A 22,457-nucleotide genomic window follows, 5' to 3' on the forward strand; every position below is an offset into this window, starting at 1 on the left:
GTTTGTTTAGGTTAAATTATTTAGGAACATCTATCTGCACTATTTCCGAAAAATTGGAGCTGTTGAAACTGTCGCTTAAACGCACCCCTACACGTACAAAAAATGTACGGCCCGGAATCATGTTTGGTACGGTTAGGGTTACTGATTTTTCGGCATCGGTCAGATCCGTAAAGTTTTTGTTGATGCTTACGGCTAAAGCATCCGAATACTCCCTGATGGAAGCCCCGGCGCCTACAAGCTTAGTGGTATTGATATAAGGTTGCGTGTCCTTAATGGTCGGTAAACCGGCGGCAATAGGCGCGGTAATATCATACTTAAGGGTTAGGGTTGTCCCGGTTAAACTTGTAGTGAAGTTTTTGATAACGATGTAAGGGGTAACCGTAAAATCATGCTTGGTGCCCTGGGCAATGTTTACCACTATGGTATCAGTTACCGGCCAGAATGCGCCATTGGTAGGTACAACCTTGTAGGCGCTTTTAAACAGCTTGGTATCCTCAAACGTACCATCAAATTTACTGGGGATGGTTTGCGGGGTTGTCCACCCGATCTGTTGTAGTTTGATCTGTGTACTGCCGCCGGATGTTTGCAGGTTACCGCCTGCAGATGAAATGATATTACCCTGAAATGAGGCGTTGGGGCCATCATAGTTATCTATTTTTGTGCAAGCAGAGATGGTAAGAATAGCTGCGACCACTAAAAAATTGCTAATTAGCTTTTTCATATTTAAAAATTTTAATGCTTAATAGTTAGGGTTGTTAGGAAGCAGGTTTGGGTTTTTGCCGATCTCGCCGCCAGGGATCCCTTCATAATAAAATTGTTTCTGGAAGGTATATTCACGGTTAAACAGCTCTGGCTCGGCCAGGAAAATGTATTTATTTTCGTTAAATACGTAATAAGGCATCAGGCCCTTAAAGTGCGCGCGGTCAAGTACCACATCGGCAGTACGCCATCTTTTCAGGTCCCAATAGTATTGGTTTTCGAAAGCAAGTTCCATGCGGCGTTCGTTACGCACTTTAGTCAGGTCGATTGATGAGTAAAGCGTAGCGCCGGCCCGTGTCCTAAGCTGATTAATGGAGCTTAGTGCATCAGTAGGGTTACCTAATTCCATAGCGGCTTCTGCGCGGTTCAGCAAGATTTCACCATAGCGCAGGTCTATCCACGGCTGTTCGCTTCTGTTCAGATCCACAGTTGCCTGGGGTTTGTTATAATCAACATATTTACGCACATAAAAACCTGTGCGGGTTAACTCATCGCCACCGGTCCAGGGGCCGGTAAAGCCGATGATCTGTTTGCCCTGGTACAGTGTTTTTGTATCGCCAGCAAGTATGTATGAGCGTGAGTTGGGCTGTTTGGCCACTTCTGCGGCAGCTGTTCCGCTAAAAGAGGGGTATATACCTCTTTGCATATCAAAGGTAAGCCCTCTTAAAGTAGTGCCGGGGAAATAAATGGTAGCCAGTAACCGGGGTTCAAGACCCTGCATTAAGTCCGCACGGCTATTGAAACGTTTTGGAGTGCCATCGTCGTTGGTTACAGGCAGATTGCCCCAAAGTTGTACCAGATCCAATGTTGGGTACGAGCGTGAAAGCGCGTTGGCTGTCATATAACGGGGCGACATGGTAGCATCCCAGCTATGGGCGGTCTGGTTAGCGATGGAGTACTGCTTGATGAAAATGTTTTCTGGACTCCCGCTTTTCAGGAACAGGTCGACATAGTTCTGTACCTTATCGGAATTGGCATTATAAAGCGAGTAATGACCTTCCAATGCTTTGGCAGCATCATAGGCAGCCTGGAAATATTTGCTTGCCTGATCGGCCGGAATGCCTACCAATCCTGCTGACCTTGCCGGGCCATCAACAAAGTTTACAGATCCGTATTTGGCTATACAGGCCGCGTACAACATGGCCCTTGATTTTAAGGCAATTGCCGCGTATTTGTTGGCCCTGCCGGCATCACTCGTTTCGGGCATCATCTGATAGCCTAAATCAAGTTCTGACCCAATAAAATCCCATGTTTCCTGCTCTTTATTACGATGTACCTGAAGGGTTGACAATGGAGCTGCCGGATCTTGTGGCTCCTTGATAATAGGGACCCCTCCATAGCGTTTGGCCAGGCCAAAATAATAGTAAGCCCTTAAAAAGTGGGCTTCGCCTAAAAGCGCGTTTACGGTTGACTGGGTTAGTGTAGAAACGTGTTTAGGAAGCTCGGATATCAGGGTGTTCACATTCCGGATATCGCCATATGGCCAGTACCCGAAACCACCGGCAATATCCATACCGCCAAAGGGCCCAACTTCTTCACCGATTACTCCTGCCTCATTGTAAAAATTCTCCCAGTCGTTACCTCCGGTTTTAAATCCCTGATCGGGCCTGTATTTGAAGTCCTCGATAGGTAAATTCTGATATATGGTTGCTAAAAACGACTTAACACCTGCCTCGCTGCTATATATAACTTCGGGCGTAAATATATTGGTTGGCGGTATATTCAACTTCTGACAGGAAGTTACCGATGCTCCAACGGTGATAGAGATGGCTATGATTAATTTGTTTATACTTTTCATATGTCAATAGTTTAAAAGGAAACGTTGGCTCCCAGATTAAAAGTCCTGTTTATTGGATAGGTGTATCCGGAAATGCCGTCATTTCCATTCCTGGGGCTAGGGCCCTGGTGTTCAGGGTCGTAATTCTTCAATCCGGTAAATGTTAACAGATTGTAGCTGTTTACATAAACCCTTAATTTTTTTATGCCTATAACTTTCAGGGCATTTGGCGATAATGAATATCCAAACTCCAGTGATTTTACACGCAGATAACTGGCGCTTTGTATGGCCTTAGTGCCCTGTGCATCAGGCGAACCCATGGCAGGGTAAAATCCAGGAACCCATACCGTGTTGGGGTCAAAAACGTTAGCATAAGGGTCAGCGGTGTGCCAGCTGTCCAGGAAGCGGGTCAGCGCGCTTCGGTTATACATCAGCGGCGATGCAAACTGTTCTCCGTATTGTACGTAAACGCCTGCCGCACCTTGTAAAACCATATTCATATCAAAGCCTTTATAACTTAAGCCTATAGTAAGGCCATAGTTATACAAAGGGATATCTGAAGTAGCAATAGGATGGTTGTCTTTATCGTCTATCACCCCATCATTGTTCCAGTCTTTATAATAATAGTCACCCGGAATAACGTTGTTATTACCTCCGCCGGTGTTTACACCATAATTGTATATCTGATTGTAACTGGTGAACTGCCCGGCATATTCAGGCCCCCACCAAACATTCTGATACCTGTTTGTCTGGTTTTCTTTCCAGTTCAAATACTCATTACCAGATTTACCACGAAGCACATTCAATGCTTTTAAGCGGGTGCTACTAATATTACCGGCGAGGTTTAAACCAAGCTTGCCAAATGTGGTGCGGTATGCGAGATTAAAGTCAAGCCCCTGCACACGGTCGCTGTTATAGTTGATCTGCGGTACATCGGCACCTACAGTACCCGGTAAAGCTACAGAAGGTTGAGCTGGCAAGCCCGTTCTGTCGTTTCTGAAAACTTCAATAGTACCATCTATTTTGCCACCAAACAGACTAAAATCCATCGCAATGTTTTTGATGGTATTTACTGACCAGGTTAAACCGGGGTTACCCAATTTAGGTGCCGATCCGTTAACAGAGCCGGCTCCGAAAATATATTTATTTACCGGGTAGGTATATCCGTTAACATAGTTGAATGGAGGCGCATTGGCCTCGTCGCCGGTTTGGCCATAAGAAGCCCTGATCTTTAAATTGGTCAGGATATTTTCAGGTATCAGGTTACGGAAAAAACTTTCCTTGGTTAACACCCAGCCTACTGATCCGCCCGGAAAGAAGCCCCATTGGTCTGGCCCTGGTTGATACAGGTTATTACCATCCCGGCGAAAACTAAACTCGGCCAGGTACTTACCTTTGTAATCATAGTTAAACCGGCCTATAATACTCTTATGCGCGCGATCCTGTAACGCTCCGGCATCCATACCGCCAGACATGTTGGAGTTTTGCAAGCCACCAAATAAATAGTCAACTGGTATCTCCACATCTCTGTAAGCGTTAAAGTTATCCGCGGTTTCATGGCTTTGTTCATAAGTAGCCATGGCGGTTACATGATGGTTTTCCAGAAATGTATGTGAATAATTTAGTGTTACCTGGCTCAGGGTGTTAAAATGAGTATAATAAGACCGTGTTATGCCCGCGGGCGAATTGGTTAAACTTGGTATATATGAATCATCAGCTGCGCTGTACGTATACAAATAGTATGATCTTTTAATTTGATTATTATCAGCAGTGCCGTAATCAATATTGAATAATGCTTTAGCGCTCAATCCCTCTACACCCGGAATGTCATAGGTCAGGTTTAATTGGCTGGTGATGTTTTTATTCCTGAACCTTTTTGATCCCACTTTACTGGCATCGGTAGCAATAGCCGGGTTCACGTTGTCGCCACCAGGTATCAGGTTGGGGTATAATGGGTTATCATTGGCGTAAATCTGGTCAATAGGTTTCTCGTTCCAGGTATACTTATAAACGGTCCATTCATCGGTTAAAGGCTGATTTTTTTCATCCATCCAAGCCGATGTTAAGATTTGTGCTTTTAACCCTTTGCTGATGCTGGCTGTAACGTTTGAGCGGAAGTTATATTTATTGTAATTCAGATCGCCGCTTTTAAAAACACCGTCCTGTTTTTGATAACCAAAGTTGAAGAAATAGCTGATCTTGTCGCTGCCTCCGTCAATGTTTAAGTTATGCTGTATCTGGTTGGCGGTTTTCTTGAAAGCCAGGGCTACCCAGTCTGCCGATTTGCGGGTGCCGTCAAGCCAGGGTTTCATATCGGCATAGGAAAACTGCGGGGTAATATTGGATACAAAGTTATTGGCGAAATCGCGTTTAACTTTTTCATTGGTCAGCATCATATAATCAACCGCGCCAACTCCTTCAGGCATACCCAGGAATGTTTGTACCGCATCATTAACCGAGTAATTAATGCTGATCTTCCCATTTTTCGAGCCCTTTTTGGTGGTGATCAAAATGGCGCCCCCTGCGGCGCGCATACCGTATATCGACGCAGCAGCATCTTTCAATACAGAGATGCTTTCAATTTCATTGGGGTCCATTCTGCCTATGGTCGATTGGTCGCCGCCAATGATACCATCAATTACAATTAATGGCGCGGTTTGATAACCCCTGATATTTAAAACGTTGGCATAAGAACCAGGCTCGGCGGTTGTTTGAAGAATGCGTACACCGGGGATCTTACCGGTTAGCATATTGATCACGCTCTCGTTTTTGGTCGTAACGATCTCCTTGCTTTGCAGCGTTGCTATGGAGCCGGTTATGGTGGCTCTTTTTTGTACACCGTAACCTACAACTACCACCTCATCCAGACTTTTGTTGGTGGTTTTTAAGGCTATAGTACCACCTTTGATGTCTTTAACTGCCAATTCCTGTGTTACATAACCCAGAAAAGATAGCTGTAAAATGGCATCGGTATTGGCAACATTCAGTTGGAATTTCCCGGCTATATCGGTAATGGCGCCTATGGTTGTTCCTTTAATTTTTACACTTACCCCCGGAAGTGCCGACCCATCGGTTAAGTCAATTACTTTTCCGCTGATTGGAATTTGCTGGGCTAACAAACTAAGCGGGAAAAGAAAAAATATTATAAGTGAGTATTTAAGTTTTTTCATACTGTTTCTCGTTAATGATTAAGTTTAAATTATTGGGTTACCTGGTTAAGGTAGTAGGTGTAATGCGGTAGCACACCTACGGCGGGTACGATTGATAGTGATTCATGGTTATATCGGTTAATCTGGTACACTAACTCATTGCCGGTGGGTTGGCAAGAGTGGTATGCAACTGGTTTATAATTGCATACAAAGCAAGAGCGGATGATTAATAAAAGATAAATAATTGATTAATATGGAGCTTGATTCAAATTTTATCGCAATCGATTGTAATTATTTGCAATAATTGATGATCAGTTTTATTATGTGCTGATTTAATGCGTGTTACTGATCTTAATAGATGGTGTTAAGTTTAATTAACAGAACCATTAATATCTGTACAATTAGCAAAGTACTTGCTGGGCGATCAGTAACTTTTAGTGGAGTTTCTTAACAAGAAGTAATAAATCAGCTATTAAACCCATAATTTAAGAATTTACACTTTGGGGAAGTATTTGTTTATTGCTCAGATTAATCTTTTACGGTTATAAAACATCGCTGAGGAGTATTTTATCTTAACACAATGATTATTTTAAACTAATGTTCAATTGATGCTAAAGTTGTCTTTTGCGATGGGAAATTTAACAAATTTAAAACCCGTTATCTCCATCATGAAAAGCAACTCGCGCTACTTAAAAATAGGTGCATTATTAGTTCCGGCCATTGGCATTGTGGCTATAAGTGCGGCCTTTATCAGCTGCAAAAACAAAAACAATCCCACTCCTGCTATCGATAAGGTAGGTCACGTAGTGGTCATTTATCTGGAGAACCATAGCTTTGATAACCTGTACGGTCAATTCTCTGGTGCCAATGGATTATCGGCAGCAGCAACTGCTAATGTTACCCAGGTTGATGCCAACGGAAACGCTTATACTTATTTGCCTCCTATATCCGGCACCAGCGCTTTCCCAACTAATTTGCCTAATACCTATTTTAATATTGACCAATATATCCCATCTGATCAGGAAACACCAGATGTATTGCACCGTTATTACCAGGAGCAAATGCAGATAGACGGTGGTAAAATGGACAAATTTGCCCTATATAATACAACCGCCGGTTTGGCAATGGGTTATTATAAAACCAGTTTATTGCCTTTGTTGGGTATGGCTCAAAAATATACCCTGTGCGATAACTTTTTTCACAGCGCGTTCGGAGGCTCGTTCCTGAACCACCAGTGGCTTATTGCTGCCGCAAGCCCTGTGTTCCCAAATGCACCGGCCAGCATGGTTGCTAAATTGGACGGCTCTGGTAATGTAATTACCGATGGTGCGGTTACACCTGATGGGTATGTGGTAAATACCAGTTATACGGTAAATGCCCCACATCCGGCCAGCGCCAGTGCTGCCACATTGGTTCCTAATCAAACTATGCCTACCATTGGCGACAGGTTAAGTGATAAAAATATTTCATGGGCATGGTATTCAGGTGGCTGGGATAATGCCCTGGCTGGTAAGCCTGATGCTACCTTCCAGTTTCACCATCAGCCATTTGCATATTTTGCCAAATATGCCGATGGTACACAGGCTAAAAAGGATCACCTAAAAGACGAAACCGCTTTTATTGATGCCGCTAAAAATGGTACTCTGCCAAGTGTTTCGTTTGTAAAACCATTAGGTATCAATAACGAGCATCCGGGTTATTCCGACGTACAGAATGGCGAAAGCCATACTGTTGAATTGATCAACGATGTGCTAAATGGCCCCAATGGAAAAGACGCAGTAATTATAATTACTTATGATGAAAATGGTGGTTTTTGGGATCATGTGGCCCCGCCGGTAATTGATAAAAAATGGGGACCTGGTACACGTGTGCCGGCGTTGATCATTTCGCCATTTGCTAAAAAAGGATATGTAGATCACACACAATATGAAACTATCAGTATCCTATCGTTTATTGAAAAAAGATGGAGCTTACAGCCATTGACCGACCGGGACAAAAACGCAAATCCAATGCTTAACGCGTTTGAGTTTTAATATCAGGATAGGTACCGCGATCTATAAATAATATTAAATCAGGGGACAGTTCGATAGAACTGCCCCTGTACTTTTTTATCCGGTTTTGAGTTTTGAAGACAGTTTACAGGCATAGCCATTATCGTACATGAAGAAAGTTGTTTTTATAGGGGTAGTACTGATCGCTGTAATAAGTTATGCGTTTTTTTCAAGCGGAGAGGAGAAACCAACCCCGGGTAAAGCGATAGCACAGGTATTATTGGCACAGGTAGATGATTTTTCAGGATTTTTGAAAGATAGATTCCAGGTGGCTGCCGAAAGTAATTCGTCCAACGAAAAGCAATTGCAGCAATTGTTTTTGCAGGCGCGGCTCCGGTATAAAAAAATAGAATGGGCCGCAGAGTATTTTGACGCTGCCACCACCAGGTCGGTAAACGGAGCGCCCGTACCAGAAGTGGAAATGGGCAGCGGACAGGTATTTGAACCTGCCGGGTTGCAGATGATGGAAGGCTACCTGTTCCCCAGGTATGATGCCAGCAAACAAAAGGATCTGGTAAAGCAGCTTAAAACGCTGCAATATGGATGCAATAAATACAAAACTTATTTCGGTAATATTGATATTCTGGACGGGCAGGTGTTTGATGCCGCCCGGCTCGAAGTGTTCAGGATATTAACGCTGAGCATAGCCGGGTTTGATGATCCGCTAACGCAGAAAAGTATGACCGAAAGCGCTACAAGCCTGGAAAGTCTTAAAAGCGTATTGAAGTTTTATGCTGGTAATGATGAAGCTTCTAAAAAGTTGACATCGCAAATTTCGGCTGCTGTTGCCTATCTGGAAACGCACACAGGTTTCGATAATTTTAACCGGGCAGAATTTATAACACGGTATGGTAATCCTATCAGCCGGAGTATTTCAGATTTAGAGCAGCACCTAAAGATCCATGTAATCAGGTACAACCGTTTACTGCGCCAGGATGCCAAAACTTTGTTTGATACCAATGCTTTTGACGTAAACGCCTACGCGCCCAATGCCGATGCGGTATCAACCCCGCAAAAAGTAATGCTGGGCAAAATGCTGTTTTCTGATCCGGTATTATCTGGTACCGGAACAAGAAGCTGCCGCTCCTGTCATCAACCCCAAAAAGCTTTTACCGACGGATTGATCAAGAACACCGTGATCGGCGGTAAACAACCGCTAAAAAGAAACACACCAACCCTATTAAACGCGGGCCTTCAGCCATCACAGTTTTACGATCTGCGGGCGACAACGCTGGAAGACCAGGTGAGTAACGTTGTGCAAAATCCTGATGAAATGCATGGCTCAATGGCCAGGGCTGCCAAACGGTTGTGGCAAAATAAAATCTATCGCGAAAAATTCGCCAGTGCTTATCCTTCAAAAAAACGTACAACGATTGACACGCTTGAGGTGATGAACGCCATTGGCTCCTATGTGCGTAGCCTTACTGCACTGAACAGTCGCTTTGATGCTTATATGCGTGGTGATAATACCGCTATGACCAAAGATGAGCTGCATGGCTTTAACCTGTTTATGGGTAAGGCCAAGTGCGGTACTTGTCACTATATGCCTTTGTTTAACGGCAACCTTCCGCCACGTTTCATGAAAATGGAAAGCGAGGTGATTGGTGTTCCTCAATCGGTAACCTCGCACACGATTGATGACGACCTGGGCCGGTTTAATATAGTACAAACGCCATCATTTAAGCACGCTTTTAAAGTAACCACGGTACGCAATGCCTCGCGCACAGCCCCATATATGCATAATGGGGTGTACAAAACACTTGACCAGGTGATGGATTTTTACAACAAGGGCGGCGGTACCGGTTTGGGTATAAAAATCGATAATCAAACCCTGCCCTTTGATAAACTCAACCTTAGCGCCAAAGAAAGCAAAGATATCATCGCGTTTATTAAAAGCTTGGATAGCCGGTGATATTGCACAGCCCCTGGAACATCATATAATTAATTATATGTATGTGTTTAGGTGTTTTTGAAATCTCAGATAGTTTATATTTTTCATGTATTCATATGTGTTTGGTGTTTGCGTATGTTATTGATAATTAGCTGATTAATAGTATTGTCAACGAGCTGTTGATTTATATTTTCATAAGACAGCCTGGCTTTTGCTGCATATTACGCTATATACTTCTCTCCTTTGTATTAATACCGGGCCACCCTAAGCCCGGCAGCTGTAACCAATTAAAAACCAATTACCTTATGAAAAAGCTCAGTATCTGTATGCTTATGGCCATGCTATGTTTTGGCTGTAAGAAAAACTCATCGGAAAACCGGCCCGACGAGCCAAATTCCATCAACAACAAAACGCTTGCCGCCGTTCCGGTAGGCAAATCCACCTCCAAAAAGATCTTTATACACTGGATGCCCTGGTTTGAAACGCCCGAATCAAAAGGCGCCTGGGGGTATCACTGGAAAATGAACACCCAAAATCCAGACATCATTACCAACGGTCGCCGGCAAATTGCCGCTTATTATTACCCGCAAACCGGGCCCTATGCCTCGGGCGATGCCGATATTATTGAGTATCAGCTCCTGTTGATGAAATACTCCGGTGTTGATGGGGTTACTATAGATTGGCCCGGTACCCGTGTACTTTATGATTATCCCGACAACCTCAATAACTCCAATGCCCTTATTGCCAAACTAAACGCGGTGGGTCTGCAATTTTCTATTGTGGAGGAAGACCGCAACTGGGATGCCGGCCAAACCAGTGGCGCTCATGGCGATTTTACCTACATGCAAAGCAACTACTTTAACCAGGGCAACTATCTCAAAGTAAACAATGTGCCGGTAGTGCTCAATTTTGGCCCGATAACTTTCCATTCATCCAGCGAATGGGATCAGATTCTGGCCGGACTAAACCCCAAACCCAAAGTTATCCCCTTGTATGGCTTTACCAGCCAGGTTGGTGCTAACAACGCAGGTGGCGAGTTCCCCTGGATATACCAGGATCACCCAACCGTGGTGAATAATTATTACGCGCAGGCATCCAGTTTCCCCATCTCGGTAGGAGTAGTATACCCGGGTTTCAACTCCTTTTACGCGGCCGGTGGGGCTAGCGGGCCAACCTGGCAAATCGCCTATAACGGCACTTCAACTTTTGGTACCATGCTGGATAAAGCCCTGGCATCAAGTGTGGGTATTGTTCAGTTTGCCACCTGGAATGATTATGGCGAAGGCACCATGATCGAGCCAACTGTTGAGTTTGGCTATGGCTTTTTAACCACCATGCAGCAAAAATTGGGTGTGCCTTATCATCAGCATGAGTTGGAGCAGATCTATCGCTTATATCAATACCGTAAACAATACAAGGGCAACACCAGCGTGCAAAATCAGCTTAACCAGGTGTTTACTTATTTTGCCAATGTGCAGCCAGCTAATGCCGAAAATTTAATGAACACCATCAGCGGCGGTACTACTCCGCCTGTAACTACGGGCGTAAGTATCAAAAACAAATGGTTGAATACCTATCTGTATGAAGATAACGGGCAGGCAAAATACAGTTCGTCAAGCACCGTGGCCAATGGCAAATGGACATTGGAGCAGGTTAACGGCCATACCCGCATCAAAAATGTAAGTACCGGTCATTACCTCAATATCGAACACCTGTACAGCTATGCCGAAAGCACCGCCGTTCCGGATAGTTTTTACAGCAGCTACTGGGTGCTGGAAGATTACAATGGTTATAAACGCCTCCGTAACGAATGGCAGAACACTTACCTGAACCTCGAAAATCAAAGCGGGTTTGCCCAGTGTACCGCTATCGGCGCTACTGCTGAAAGCAGCCAGTGGACGGTTAATTAAGTTTTTATCAATATACCGGGCAAATTATTGTCCGGTATATTGTTTTGATTTACTTCTACTTCAGTTTCGCGGTCATATCAAAATGATCAACTTTCATGCCCGATGGTAATTTATTAAAAGCCGAGTATAGTACGTATTTTTTGTCCTGGTCAATACCGGGTAGGGTTTGGTTGATCACTTTTTTGATGTTCTCATTTTCCTGTTTGATAGCCGTGGTATCTTGTACTTTGATAGATGATATATAGTAGATCATCGGAAAAACACCCTCGGGCGTGGTCTGGTTAAATATCCGGATGATATACGGATGGCTTGGTACCTGCTTAATAGCCAGCGGGAATCTATATAGGCCATAGGCTTCCTTTAAAACCTTATTGTAAAAGCTGCTCATATCCTCTTCGCTGTTGTATTTCCACAGATCGCTGGGGCGCGAGCAGTCTATGGCCGATGAAGATATATTTAAGGCATCTATTAAAAAACCTTTGTTATAGCACTGCTGGGCCTGATCATGCAGTTCAGGGGCTGTTTTGCCATTAACTTTATAACGGCTCACATCCAGCTGACTCAGTTTCCAGCCATAATCATATTTGCAGTAAACCGCCGTGATCATATCCTGGTTGGCTGTCGACTTATTTTTAGGTACAAAAAAGGCCAGATACATTTCATGTGTAGCGCCCTGGTAGGTTAATGAATAACCGGTAGGGCCTTTAATGCCAGAGCTGATGGTATCGCCACTTATATAGCGGTTTACCACATAATATTCATCAAACAGGGTGTAGTCGGTTGTTTTTACGCGGTTGCTTACCAGTTCTATTTGCCTGTTTTTGCCACGGGTATCAATAAAATCCCTCGACATGATGTTTTCCAGGTCTTTTTCATTGTTCACTTTCAGCTGTTTAAGAAGCTCGGCGTTAAGCTGGTGAAATTTATCCGGACTGCTGATCTGTTCATTTTTCCAGTTGCCGGGTTGGGTAGGTTCGCAGCTTTGCAGGGTAACCGTAATCAGCAAAAGGCCGAGCACCTGCGATAAGGATGGTTTGAATTTCATCGTTAATGTTAATTAATTAGGAGGTACTATTTTAATGATTTGCGGGCAGATTGCCAAATATCCGGCGAGGGTATTTCAAATGCTAAAATCCGTATCCGAAAACTTTTTAAAGTTTTATTTTAACACTTTTTGCCTCAAAAACGACTGAAAACGAGCGAAAAACTGTTCAAAACTCATTCAAAACCATCGATTTTAACACTTTTTAACAAATTTTAACACGGTTTTGATAGGTTTAAAAAGTATTAGTTATTTGGTTATCAATATATTGAATGGAAAATGGTGCGGTTTGGGACTGTATTTCTCCTTAACAGAACAGCCCGGATTTTCTTTTTAAAGAAAATCCGGGCCGTTGATATGTACAAATATACGCATTTAAGTCCGAAGTTTTAAGCTCTAGATAATTCCTTTGTCATCCTGAGGAACGAAGGATCTTCTTCAATATGTCCTATAGTATAACAGATGCTTCGCTCCGCATGACAAAATAATTAAAAAATGAGGCCGGTACAAGATTTTTCGCCCGCTTGGTCCTGGCAATGCCCGCTCAAGAGATAGTTCGAACTTGCGGACATTCCTTTTGCAGAGGACTCCCTTGAACCACTCGGGCAACCGGCCATTTTATTTTTGTTATTTATTCTTTTTACAGAAATTTCTGTATTTTATCGCGCGCTTCACCCTACCCGGCACTGGCCGGTTAAGCAGTAACAGATCAAGGCAAAAAGCCACATCTGTTGTTTTTGAATAAACTGTTTTCCTACGTGCGTTGGAACCACGACTTTCAGATCCAGAATCTGATGTGCTGCCCTTGCACCATAGGAAAATAAACCCGTGGAAATAAAAGGACTTGAACCTTTAGCCAACACCGTATAAGGGTGCTGCTCTAACCATTGAGCTATATTTCCTTTATAATCAGTAGGGTAACCCGGACTCGAACCAGGAGCCTCTCCGCTCCAAACGGAGTAATCTGACCAATTGATATACTACCCTGAAATTTCTCCCTAAAACAAAAAATCCCCTTAGATTTGTCTAAGAGGATTTGCGCATTTGATTATATTTTACTCAATACATAGCTATCCCCTCCGATAAATCGGTTGCGGTATACAGCATAGTATTGTTGTTGTTTTCATGGCACAATGATACACAATTATTTTATAAATCAAGAAATTTCTGAAAAAAAATATTCTGCCTAACGATTCTTGCAGCTCTGGCAAACCTATAAAGCTGTCATCCTGAGCATAGCGAAGGATCTTCTATAATTGTACAAGTTCCCTTTGTCATACTGAACGGTTGAGGCATCTGTTATACTATAGGACATATTGAAGAAGATCTTTCGTTCCTCAGGATGACAAATTTTTGCCTTCTCAGGGTCTCGGGTAAATCCGAAAGCACCGCAAGTATTTTTATTCCTTTCATAAATAAAATAATATTTTCTTTATAAAACCCTTGCAATGAGTAAGTTTTATGCTTAAATTTATATAACCAATTGCTCTAAAACCTTAATTTCAGGAGGATTCGTCATGAAGAAAAAAGCTACGATAGTTCCTCAGCCTGATAAGACTGAAGCTACTCACCCAGAATTGCTCGCCAATCACCCCAACAATCCTAAAATGTATCGCGATCATAAAGTATGTGATCATTATACACATGGAAGAACTAACAAATTTCCGTTTGGCAGCAGCCACGGGCCAGCCTGTTTTTAAAGGCCCGCGTTTATAAAGTATTTCGTGTGCAGGTACGTGCTGGTATCTGGTTTGCTTCGTCGGCCTTTGCCAGCTGAAAAGTCCCATGTATTTGATGCGTATTCGCTGTCTGCTTATGGAAGCATTAATGCCGGTCGTGCCCACACCAACGGCATTATTTTGCATTATAAATTAGTGCTGCGGTAACATAACCCTAATTCGTGCCGTCTTTAATGCGCATCGGGTATAGTTACCTTTACAGCTTTCACTTCCTTCCTTTTTTTAATGGTGATGATCACTAAAGGGATACAGCAGGCATTTAAAATAGCCAATAGTAAAAAAGCGTCCATATAACTCAGCAAAAAAGTTTGCCTTACTACTATGTTTTCCAGCGCGCCGATGGATTGCTGCAAAGCACGCAGGTAGTTGGAGCCATGCACCATAAAATTATGGATGAGGGATTGCTGCCGCATGATGGTTTGCGGGTCCGAAGCAGTAACATGCGTAATTAAGGCAGTGCGGTTGGCCGCTTCCCGGTGCGCGATGTAGGTGTTAATTAAAGCTATGCCAAATGAGCCGCCCATCTGCCGCATCATGTTGTTGAGGGCTGCGCCCTGCGGTATCTCTGCCGGTTTTAATTCTGATACGGCCAGCGCTGTTAATGGGACAATCAATAATGCTGCGCTAAGTCCCCGGAAGATCAAAGGAATGAAAAAGTAAGCGCTTCCGGTTGCCAGGTTTGATCCCGACATGATATACCCAAACGCTGCCGACAAGCCAAATCCCAAAATGATGAGGTATTGCGGCCGCAGACCGCTTTGCAGCATCTTACCCAAAAAAGGCGAGATCATGGCGGCCATTAAAGTTCCGGGCAACAGCATGGTGCCGGTTTGAAAAGCGGAGTAACCGATGATCCGCTGCGAAAACAGCGGAAAAACAAACACATTGCTGAACAATCCAAAGCCCAAAACAAAGGTCATGATAGCCGAAATGGATAAGGTGGTGCTTTTTAACACCCGCAGGTTGATTACCGGGAAGGGGATCCGCAGCTCCCACCAGATAAGGATAGCTAATGATAGCACCGATATGATGGTAAGCACCAGGATGTAAGTTGCGGAGAACCAATCGTCAGTTTGGCCGCGCTCCAAAACTACCTGTAATGCACCCACGCCTACGGTGAGCAGGAAGATACCGAGCCAGTCGATGCTTCGCCCATCCGCTGATTTTTTGGTAGGCTTGAGGTAGATGTATGACAGCAGTGCCGCGAAAATGCCGATAGGAATATTGACATAAAAGATCCATTGCCACGATAAATTATCCACAATATAGCCTCCCATTACCGGACCGATGGACGGGCCGATAATGATACCCAGGCTGAATATACCGCTGGCGGTTGCCCGTTCTTTAGCAGGAAAGGTTTCAAAAAGGATAGATTGCGAGGTGGATAGCAAGGCGCCGCCGCCGATACCCTGCAGAAAACGAAAGGCCACCAGTTCCCATAAATTATTGGAGAACCCGCACATAGCCGATGCCAGTGTAAATAATAAGATGGAGCCAATATAATATTGCTTCCTGCCAATCTTTTCGGCTAAAAAGCTGGTCATGGGGATAATGATCACGTTGGCAATAGCATAGGAAGTGATCACCCAGGCGGTATCTTCCAGCGAAGCGCCCAGGTTACCACTCATGGTGTTGATGGATACGTTAACGATGGTGGTATCAATCAGTTCAATAATAGTTGAAGTGATGATGGTGATAACGATGATCCATTTTCTGAATCCAGTTTCCATAAAGGAGATGTATATGATTTTAAATAAAATAGGAGTTTAGTCATGTAATCGAATGGAATTGCCATAATTGGACAATTCATGACCAAAATCCCTTTGCCTGGATGTTGGAATGGCCCAGGTTTCTTAATAAGGTACGCAGTTCAACAACCAGCCTGCGATTCCCTGTGAGGTAGAACGAGGTGTGCGGCGTGCAATAGCCCTGTTCCTTTAGCCAGTCAGTCAGTTCATATGGGCTGGTTAACGTGTTTAGCGGTGAATAGAAATAATCCTTAACCAATTGCCCGGTCCGTGGGTTGTCCAATAATACGGCGCCGTCAAAGCGGATACCGGGCAAAGTGAGCTGTTTTAAAGCCAACAGGTGCCCCAGGCTACTGGCATCGCCCAGGCCCACCACCAGGTTGGTAGGATGGGGTGCCTGATGAGTAGTCCTTGTCTTGATGTATTGAACCGTATCGCCGGCAGAAAGCTGCTTTGCCCAGCGGCTCCCGCAGCCATCGTGTGCTATATCGATGAGCAACGAGCAGGTGGCCGTATCGGCATCCCAGCCAAATGGCGTATAATCGCGGAAGCACGAATCACCCACCCTGAATTTGATGTAGGGTACTTCTGTCCATTGCCGCATATCCACAAGGGGTAAATGCAGGTCGATCTCTATGATGGTAGCGGAATCCCAAACGCGCACTTCCAGCACCCGCCCGGCCTGGATCAATTGCTGCCCGATGAGTCTTCCCGCTTTATTTTTGATTTGTTGTAAAATAGATGTTTCCATGTAACATTTTTTTGATGGTACAAAGAAACTGGCTTTTTAAGTGTAAATAAATGGCGGCTTTGGTGTAATGATAGGACTATTTACGGTATTGTTGCCGAAAAGCGATTGCTGAAGTGCCCGTTACTTTACGAAATAGCCGGGAGAAATAAGAGTGGTCGGTATAGCCCAAAGTGTGGGCGATCTCTTTAACCGTGAGCTGGCTATAGTATAACAAGCGTTTGGCTTCCATAGTTACCTCCTGCTGTATCCAGTAACTTACCGGGAACCCGGTGATCTTTTTCAACGCTTCACTCAGGTAGGCTTCAGAAACATTGAGCATGGAGGCATAATCTGCCGGACTTTTATTTGACCGTAACTCGGTTACCAGCAGATTTTTGAACTGGCTGGTGAGTTGAGTCGGGCGGGATACTTTCAAATTTGTACCGGAATGTCCGTTATAGCAACCTGCTGCAATAGTTAAAAAAGATTTTAATAAGGCATGGATAGTTGTTGCGTAAAAGGGATTGGTATCATCCTCGTCATATTTTTCGTGGAGCAACAGCAGCAGGCTTTGGTATTGCCTCAGCTGGATCTCATGGAGAACATAAGGTTGCTGAAGAAACAGCTGCCCTTCAAATACATTTCTGCATGCAGGTGGTATCAGTGAGGTATCAACCCCAATAAACCAGCCATCTGTATGTTCGTTACGGATGCGTTGATGTACCTGGGTTGGCAGAATATAATAAAGCATACCTCCCGATAACTGAACTTCGTTGAAATCGATCATCAAAGAGCCGGAACCCTCCTCTATCAGAAAGAAAATATAATGATCATCCCGGTGCGCCTCCAGCACGCGCGGGTCCATCTCCACAGGATCGCCCTTTTTAAAATGCTTCAGGTGAATGCCAAAGTCGGTTCTGTCCTTTAATAAATGAATCGGGATGTTGTTCATTATTCAAAAGTAATCATTTGAATTAGGGTTGTACGTTTTAGGTTATACGTTGTATGTCAAAAAATAGGGAAACGTATAACCTGAAACATATCACCCAAATCGGCTCCTTCCTGTAACATTCCGCATTTCCCTTAGTCACAATCCATGGATGTGATCCTAACATAATTGTTATGTTGTTTTGGATGCACGGATTAAAAAAGCGTATATCTTAGACTAATATTTAAAATATCAATTCACGAACAAAACAAACTTAGCTCCTGCAGTATTATAGGGATGCTTAAGTTTTTAATAAAATACTTTTAACATGGCTATCAACTTACAAAAGGGACAAAAAATAGATCTCGGTTTATCAAAAATGACAGTTGGTTTGGGCTGGAACCCGAACGAAGGCACAGGCTACGACTTTGACTTGGATGTATCGGCAATTATGATCGATGAGAACAGGTTTGTTCCGCAGGATGAATTTTTTGTTTTTTATAACAATGTAGATTCGCCCGATTCGGCTGTTCACCATACCGGCGATGATCCATCTGGAGGAAACAGCGATGGTGGTGATGACGAATCGATCAACGTGGATCTGACTAAAGTAGACCCCAAAATACAAGAGATATTATTTGTGGTGACTATACACGAGGCGCAGCCCCGCAGGCAAAACTTTGGCCAGGTTCGCGATTCCTACATCCGTATTATTGACGACCTTACCGGCAGCGAAGTATGTAAATATGAACTGGGCGAAGATTTTTCCATCGAAACGGCCATCGAGTTTGGCAGGTTATACCGCCGTGGCGGTGCCTGGAAATTCGAAGCATCGGGTGTGGGCTATAAAGAAGATCTGGCCTTCTTTTTAAGTAAATATTTTAAAGGACAGATCATTAAATAAGACCTCACCCAACCCTCTCCAAAGGAGAGAGCTTTGAAAATGTTTTTTTGAAGTGTCCTCCTTTGGAGGAGATTTAGAGGAGGTTAATAAACTATCAACTATGGCAATTAATTTAGTAAAAGGTCAAACTATTGACCTGCGTAAAAATGATAAAGGCGAGAGTTTTGATCTGTCGTCGGTTACTATTGGCTTAGGCTGGGATGTAAAACAAAGCGGCGGTGGCGGCTTTTTGGGCAAGCTATTTGGTGGCGGTGAAGAGGCTGAGTACGACCTGGATGCCATTGCTTTCCTGCTGGATAAAAACGGGTTGGTGGCTAACAGGGGCCGTACCTTTGAGAAGCCAAATGGTAATAAAGTAAGCTTATATGAAGGCGATGTGATCTACTTTAATTCCATGAGGCACCCGTCGGGTCATATCTGGCTTACCGGCGATAACCGTACAGGCGCGGGTGATGGCGACGATGAGCAGATCATCGTAAAGCTGGATTCGCTCGACCCAAAATTCGACCGTATTCTTTTTATTGTGGCTATATATCAGGGGCGCAAAAACAACCAGCATTTTGGCATGGTTGATAATGCTTTTATCCGCGCGGTGGATAATCACGGCAAGGAGATAGCCAAATTCAGTCTCTCTGGTGATTCCACCTACAACGGCATGTGCTCCATGACCTTTGCCGAAGTTTACCGCAAAGACGGCACCTGGAAATTCCGTGCCATTGGCGAACCACATACCACAGATAATTTTTTAGAAATACTTAAACAATATTAGAATCAAGAAACAAGAGTCAAGAATCAAGACCTCATTTGTCATGCTGAATGTAATGAAGCATCTATTCGTCAACAAGTATAGCTTACCCATAGATCCTTCGCTATCGCTCAGGATGACAAATTATTTTTTATTTTTCCCATCTTGATTCTTGACTCTAATCTCTTGCATCTTTCCCCCAAAAACCTATGCCTTATTACCAGCACTATTCCTTTGATCTTTGGCTTACACTGATCCGTTCCAATCCTGATTATAAAACCGAACGTGCAAAAATATTTCACCACGATTATAACCCATCTGGCAAAAGTATCGATGAGGTGGCCAAAGCATTTCGCACGGTCGACCTGATGTGCAACGCCGTTAACGAACGTACCGGCAAAAACATCGATGCCGAAGAGATGTTCCTGATGGTGATCAGCCTGATCAATGATAACCAGTTGAATTTGAATGAGATTGATACTGCTCAACTTTATGCCGATATGGAGGCATTGGTGTTTAACTACCTGCCCACGGTTTATGAGCCTGTAACAATTGAGGTGCTGGACAATCTAAAACAAAAAAGCGGTGCCAGGTTTAGCTTGCTAAGCAACACCGGTTTTATAAAAGGAGCAACATTAAAAAAGGTACTGGCAAAATTAAAGATGGATAAATACTTTGATTTTCAGCTGTACTCAGACGAGGTAGGGATGTCGAAACCCAACCTGGAGTTTTTTAATTTGATGCTGCAAAATATTAAACAGATCAGTAAAGAAAAAAATATAACTTTAGCAGGCATCATTCACATTGGCGATAACCCTAAGGCCGATATTGAAGGTGCTACGGCGGCAGGCATAAAAAGTTTGCTTGTCAATTCAAACAACACATCCATTTCTTCATTATTAAATTATTATAGATAAAAGGATTTTTGGAACAAAGATTTTGAGAGCAAGGGGAAAGGATATTTGGAACAATGATTTTATAGGAACAAAGGATAAAAAAATCCTTAATCCAAATATCCTTTCTCCTTGCTCCAAAAAAATCATTAATTCAATAATTGACGAATGAACACTACCTATTCATTACATCATATCAACAATGCGCAGGCATTTGGGTTTAACCCGGATGATTACAGTCGTTTTAAGTTTGGCGATGATGCCGTGGCTAAATATTTTGGTGCCCACCTGGCCGATGGTTTTATCAGGGATTACCTGGCCGAAAATCCCATCAAACAGCAAGTTGTGGTGATATCAAGCCCGTACTCGTTTATCCCAACGGCTACCTTCGCCATGAAAAACTGGTTTGTGGCCCGGCTTAACCGCTGGCTGGCCCGGCACAGTTATCCCGTAGTACAGGAAACCAAAGTGCACCGCACCATCACCTATAAAGAGGATTACGGCGAACTGGATGCCGAGCAAAGGATGAACCTGATCGGGAATGATTCGTTTCATATCGATAAGGATTTTTTGCAGGACAAAACGCTGATATTTTTGGATGATATTAAAATAACCGGCAGCCACGAGCGCATGATCATGAAAATGGTGGGCGAGTATGGCCTCAGCAATGATATCTTCATGCTGTACTTTGCCGAGCTGGTGAATAAAAACATCCACCCCAATATCGAGAACCATTTAAATTATCACCAGGTAAAAAATATTTTTGATCTGGATGGCATCGTCAAAAGCAATAATTTTTGCATCAACACCCGGATCGTAAAGTATATTTTAAATTACGATTTTGAGAGTTTTTGTATTTTTATTCAGGATCAAACATTTGATTTTATAAACTTGCTTTATGATATGGCATTGGGTAATGGCTACCATACAATCGAGGCCTATGAACTTAACCTGAACTTTATAAAAGAAAACCTATTTTTAAACAATCATAAATTAATTCAACATGGCAATTAACTTGCAAAAAGGTCAGCGGGAAAGCATTAATGCCCCCCAGTTTACCATTGGCCTGGGATGGGATACCAACAGTTCTTCAACAGGAAGCGCGTTTGATTTGGACGCTTCTGTTTTTATATTAGGCGATAACAAGAAAATTATAGCCGACGAATATTTTGTTTTTTATAACAACCTGAAATCACCTGATGGTTCGGTGGAACATACCGGTGATAACCTGACCGGTGCCGGTGATGGCGACGATGAGCAGATCAAAGTCGACCTGTCGAAAGCCGATTCCAAAGTATCTGAAATATGCATTGTGGTAACCATTCACGAAGCCGAAGCCCGCAAACAGAACTTTGGCCAGGTACGTAATTCTTTCATCCGGATATTTGACACTGCCACAGGAGCCGATATTTTGAAATACGAGTTGGAAGAGGATTTTTCGATAGAAACTGCTGTTGAATTCGGTCGGATCTACAAAAAAGATAACAACTGGAAGTTTGAAGCTGTAGGAGTTGGCATGAAAGGCGGTTTACAGGATTATTTAACCAAATACCAATAATAAATTATGGCTATCAATCTTCAAAAAGGACAAAGGATAAGTCTGGAAAAAAGTAACGGCAGCAAATTGCAAACGATTTGTGTAGGCATTAACTGGGGCGCTATTGAAAAGAAAGGCCTGTTTGGTTTTGGTACCACCAAAGAAGCAGTTGACCTTGACGCCAGCTGCGCCTTATATGATGATAATAAACAGCTGATAGATGTGGTTTACTTCGGTCACCTGAAATCAAAGGATGGCGCAGTAAAACACAGCGGCGACGATTTAACTGGTGACTTATCTGGCAACGACGGCCTGGACAATGAGGTGATCACCGTTGACCTGTCTGGCCTGAGTGCGTCTGTAAGCTATGTGGGTTTTATCCTCAATAGCTTCCGCGGGCAGGATTTTGGTACCATTCCGTTTGCATCTATCCGCATTTATGAAGGCACCCCAACCCGGGTAAATGAAGTATTTGCCACTTATGATATCGCGCACAGCAAGGATTTTGCTGGTCACGTATCTATGGCGATGGGCGTATTTTACAAAAAGAACGGCGAATGGAAATTCAACGCCATTGGTGAACCAACCCGCGACAGGAAACTGGAAGAGTCGGTTAAAACTATGGCACAAAATTATTTATAGGTAGCGAGGTTT

General features: G+C 43.5%; 17 protein-coding genes and 3 tRNA genes. 10 read left to right on the forward strand and 10 right to left on the reverse strand.

Going from position 1 to position 22,457, the window contains the following annotated elements; all coding sequences use genetic code 11:
• Positions 1 to 16 precede the first annotated feature (16 nt).
• Genes BLR84_RS16075 through BLR84_RS16085 form a run of 3 tightly spaced genes read right to left on the reverse strand, consistent with a single transcriptional unit; the run spans position 17 to position 5,706 of the window.
• On the reverse strand, positions 17 to 721 hold the full coding sequence (locus BLR84_RS16075; protein WP_090470099.1) for a DUF3823 domain-containing protein: 705 nt from the start codon (positions 719 to 721) through the stop codon (positions 17 to 19).
• 18 nt (positions 722 to 739) lie between these two features.
• Complete coding sequence (locus BLR84_RS16080; protein ID WP_090470101.1) at positions 740 to 2,557, reverse strand: RagB/SusD family nutrient uptake outer membrane protein; 1,818 nt, start codon at positions 2,555 to 2,557, stop codon at positions 740 to 742.
• A gap of 11 nt (positions 2,558 to 2,568) precedes the next feature.
• Positions 2,569 to 5,706 carry a SusC/RagA family TonB-linked outer membrane protein gene (locus BLR84_RS16085; RefSeq protein ID WP_090470103.1) on the reverse strand — a complete coding sequence of 1,046 codons (3,138 nt, stop codon included), beginning with the start codon at positions 5,704 to 5,706 and terminating at the stop codon, positions 2,569 to 2,571.
• Between the two features lie 608 nt (positions 5,707 to 6,314).
• Here BLR84_RS16085 and BLR84_RS16090 point away from each other — a divergent pair.
• The 3 genes from BLR84_RS16090 (at position 6,315) to BLR84_RS16100 (ending at position 11,537) form a co-directional block, all read left to right on the forward strand.
• Positions 6,315 to 7,718, forward strand: a complete 1,404-nt coding sequence (locus tag BLR84_RS16090) for an alkaline phosphatase family protein (protein WP_255366962.1) — start codon at positions 6,315 to 6,317, stop codon at positions 7,716 to 7,718.
• Between the two features lie 127 nt (positions 7,719 to 7,845).
• Complete coding sequence (locus BLR84_RS16095; protein WP_090470105.1) at positions 7,846 to 9,648, forward strand: cytochrome-c peroxidase; 1,803 nt, start codon at positions 7,846 to 7,848, stop codon at positions 9,646 to 9,648.
• Between the two features lie 284 nt (positions 9,649 to 9,932).
• Positions 9,933 to 11,537, forward strand: a complete 1,605-nt coding sequence (locus tag BLR84_RS16100; protein WP_090470108.1) for a glycoside hydrolase family 99 protein — start codon at positions 9,933 to 9,935, stop codon at positions 11,535 to 11,537.
• A 55-nt stretch (positions 11,538 to 11,592) separates the two neighbouring features.
• Here BLR84_RS16100 and BLR84_RS16105 read toward each other — a convergent pair whose 3' ends face one another.
• From BLR84_RS16105 to BLR84_RS16115, 4 genes are all read right to left on the reverse strand, one after another.
• Positions 11,593 to 12,582 carry a hypothetical protein gene (locus BLR84_RS16105; RefSeq protein ID WP_090470111.1) on the reverse strand — a complete coding sequence of 330 codons (990 nt, stop codon included), beginning with the start codon at positions 12,580 to 12,582 and terminating at the stop codon, positions 11,593 to 11,595.
• Positions 12,583 to 13,110: 528 nt separating this feature from the next.
• A tRNA-Cys gene (locus BLR84_RS30080) sits at positions 13,111 to 13,197 on the reverse strand.
• Between the two features lie 211 nt (positions 13,198 to 13,408).
• Positions 13,409 to 13,481, reverse strand: a tRNA-Ile gene (locus tag BLR84_RS16110).
• 11 nt (positions 13,482 to 13,492) lie between these two features.
• Positions 13,493 to 13,566, reverse strand: a tRNA-Pro gene (locus tag BLR84_RS16115).
• Positions 13,567 to 14,096: 530 nt separating this feature from the next.
• Here BLR84_RS16115 and BLR84_RS29715 point away from each other — a divergent pair.
• Positions 14,097 to 14,279, forward strand: coding sequence for a hypothetical protein (locus BLR84_RS29715; protein WP_143013922.1), 183 nt, complete (start codon positions 14,097 to 14,099; stop codon positions 14,277 to 14,279).
• A gap of 209 nt (positions 14,280 to 14,488) precedes the next feature.
• On the opposite strand, the gene BLR84_RS16125 is transcribed toward BLR84_RS29715, so the two are convergent.
• The 3 genes from BLR84_RS16125 to BLR84_RS16135 form a co-directional block, all read right to left on the reverse strand.
• Entirely contained in the window at positions 14,489 to 16,048 is a 1,560-nt protein-coding gene (locus BLR84_RS16125) for a DHA2 family efflux MFS transporter permease subunit (protein ID WP_090470116.1), read from the reverse strand.
• Between the two features lie 76 nt (positions 16,049 to 16,124).
• Entirely contained in the window at positions 16,125 to 16,817 is a 693-nt protein-coding gene (locus BLR84_RS16130; protein WP_090470120.1) for a ferredoxin reductase domain-containing protein, read from the reverse strand.
• Between the two features lie 76 nt (positions 16,818 to 16,893).
• Entirely contained in the window at positions 16,894 to 17,748 is an 855-nt protein-coding gene (locus tag BLR84_RS16135; protein WP_090470123.1) for a helix-turn-helix domain-containing protein, read from the reverse strand.
• Between the two features lie 304 nt (positions 17,749 to 18,052).
• Here BLR84_RS16135 and BLR84_RS16140 point away from each other — a divergent pair, with 304 nt between their 5' ends.
• From BLR84_RS16140 to BLR84_RS16165, 6 genes are all read left to right on the forward strand, one after another.
• Positions 18,053 to 18,628, forward strand: coding sequence for a TerD family protein (locus BLR84_RS16140; protein ID WP_090470126.1), 576 nt, complete (start codon positions 18,053 to 18,055; stop codon positions 18,626 to 18,628).
• A gap of 100 nt (positions 18,629 to 18,728) precedes the next feature.
• A complete protein-coding gene (locus BLR84_RS16145) occupies positions 18,729 to 19,397 on the forward strand; it encodes a TerD family protein (protein WP_090470129.1) in 669 nt (222 codons plus the stop codon).
• Between the two features lie 185 nt (positions 19,398 to 19,582).
• The gene (locus BLR84_RS16150) at positions 19,583 to 20,290 is read left to right on the forward strand and encodes an HAD family hydrolase (protein WP_090470132.1); all 708 of its coding nucleotides are present in this window, start codon (positions 19,583 to 19,585) and stop codon (positions 20,288 to 20,290) included.
• A gap of 144 nt (positions 20,291 to 20,434) precedes the next feature.
• Positions 20,435 to 21,280, forward strand: coding sequence for a phosphoribosyltransferase family protein (locus BLR84_RS16155; RefSeq protein WP_090470135.1), 846 nt, complete (start codon positions 20,435 to 20,437; stop codon positions 21,278 to 21,280).
• The gene (locus BLR84_RS16160) at positions 21,270 to 21,824 is read left to right on the forward strand and encodes a TerD family protein (RefSeq protein WP_090470138.1); all 555 of its coding nucleotides are present in this window, start codon (positions 21,270 to 21,272) and stop codon (positions 21,822 to 21,824) included. The genes BLR84_RS16155 and BLR84_RS16160 overlap by 11 nt, the downstream gene beginning before the upstream one ends.
• A 6-nt stretch (positions 21,825 to 21,830) precedes the next feature.
• Positions 21,831 to 22,445 (forward strand): TerD family protein, encoded by a 615-nt coding sequence (locus tag BLR84_RS16165; protein ID WP_090470141.1) that lies wholly within the window; start codon positions 21,831 to 21,833, stop codon positions 22,443 to 22,445.
• Positions 22,446 to 22,457 lie beyond the last annotated feature (12 nt).

The sequence above is a fragment of the Mucilaginibacter sp. OK268 genome (genome assembly GCF_900103125.1).
Lineage (GTDB): Bacteria > Bacteroidota > Bacteroidia > Sphingobacteriales > Sphingobacteriaceae > Mucilaginibacter.

Excerpts from the sequence above, each read along its gene's own strand:
- BLR84_RS16095 (WP_090470105.1), top strand. The coding sequence starts at position 7,846 with ATGAAGAAAGTTGTTTTTATAGGGGTAGTACTGATCGCTGTAATAAGT.
- BLR84_RS16160 (WP_090470138.1), top strand. The coding sequence starts at position 21,270 with ATGGCAATTAACTTGCAAAAAGGTCAGCGGGAAAGCATTAATGCCCCC.
- BLR84_RS16150 (WP_090470132.1), top strand. The coding sequence starts at position 19,583 with ATGCCTTATTACCAGCACTATTCCTTTGATCTTTGGCTTACACTGATC.
- BLR84_RS16155 (WP_090470135.1), top strand. The coding sequence starts at position 20,435 with ATGAACACTACCTATTCATTACATCATATCAACAATGCGCAGGCATTT.
- BLR84_RS16100 (WP_090470108.1), top strand. The coding sequence starts at position 9,933 with ATGAAAAAGCTCAGTATCTGTATGCTTATGGCCATGCTATGTTTTGGC.
- BLR84_RS16085 (WP_090470103.1), bottom strand. The coding sequence starts at position 5,706 with ATGAAAAAACTTAAATACTCACTTATAATATTTTTTCTTTTCCCGCTT.
- BLR84_RS16105 (WP_090470111.1), bottom strand. The coding sequence starts at position 12,582 with ATGAAATTCAAACCATCCTTATCGCAGGTGCTCGGCCTTTTGCTGATT.
- BLR84_RS16145 (WP_090470129.1), top strand. The coding sequence starts at position 18,729 with ATGGCAATTAATTTAGTAAAAGGTCAAACTATTGACCTGCGTAAAAAT.
- BLR84_RS16080 (WP_090470101.1), bottom strand. The coding sequence starts at position 2,557 with ATGAAAAGTATAAACAAATTAATCATAGCCATCTCTATCACCGTTGGA.
- BLR84_RS16130 (WP_090470120.1), bottom strand. The coding sequence starts at position 16,817 with ATGGAAACATCTATTTTACAACAAATCAAAAATAAAGCGGGAAGACTC.
- BLR84_RS16090 (WP_255366962.1), top strand. The coding sequence starts at position 6,315 with ATGGGAAATTTAACAAATTTAAAACCCGTTATCTCCATCATGAAAAGC.
- BLR84_RS16165 (WP_090470141.1), top strand. The coding sequence starts at position 21,831 with ATGGCTATCAATCTTCAAAAAGGACAAAGGATAAGTCTGGAAAAAAGT.
- BLR84_RS16075 (WP_090470099.1), bottom strand. The coding sequence starts at position 721 with ATGAAAAAGCTAATTAGCAATTTTTTAGTGGTCGCAGCTATTCTTACC.
- BLR84_RS16135 (WP_090470123.1), bottom strand. The coding sequence starts at position 17,748 with ATGAACAACATCCCGATTCATTTATTAAAGGACAGAACCGACTTTGGC.
- BLR84_RS16125 (WP_090470116.1), bottom strand. The coding sequence starts at position 16,048 with ATGGAAACTGGATTCAGAAAATGGATCATCGTTATCACCATCATCACT.
- BLR84_RS29715 (WP_143013922.1), top strand. The coding sequence starts at position 14,097 with ATGAAGAAAAAAGCTACGATAGTTCCTCAGCCTGATAAGACTGAAGCT.
- BLR84_RS16140 (WP_090470126.1), top strand. The coding sequence starts at position 18,053 with ATGGCTATCAACTTACAAAAGGGACAAAAAATAGATCTCGGTTTATCA.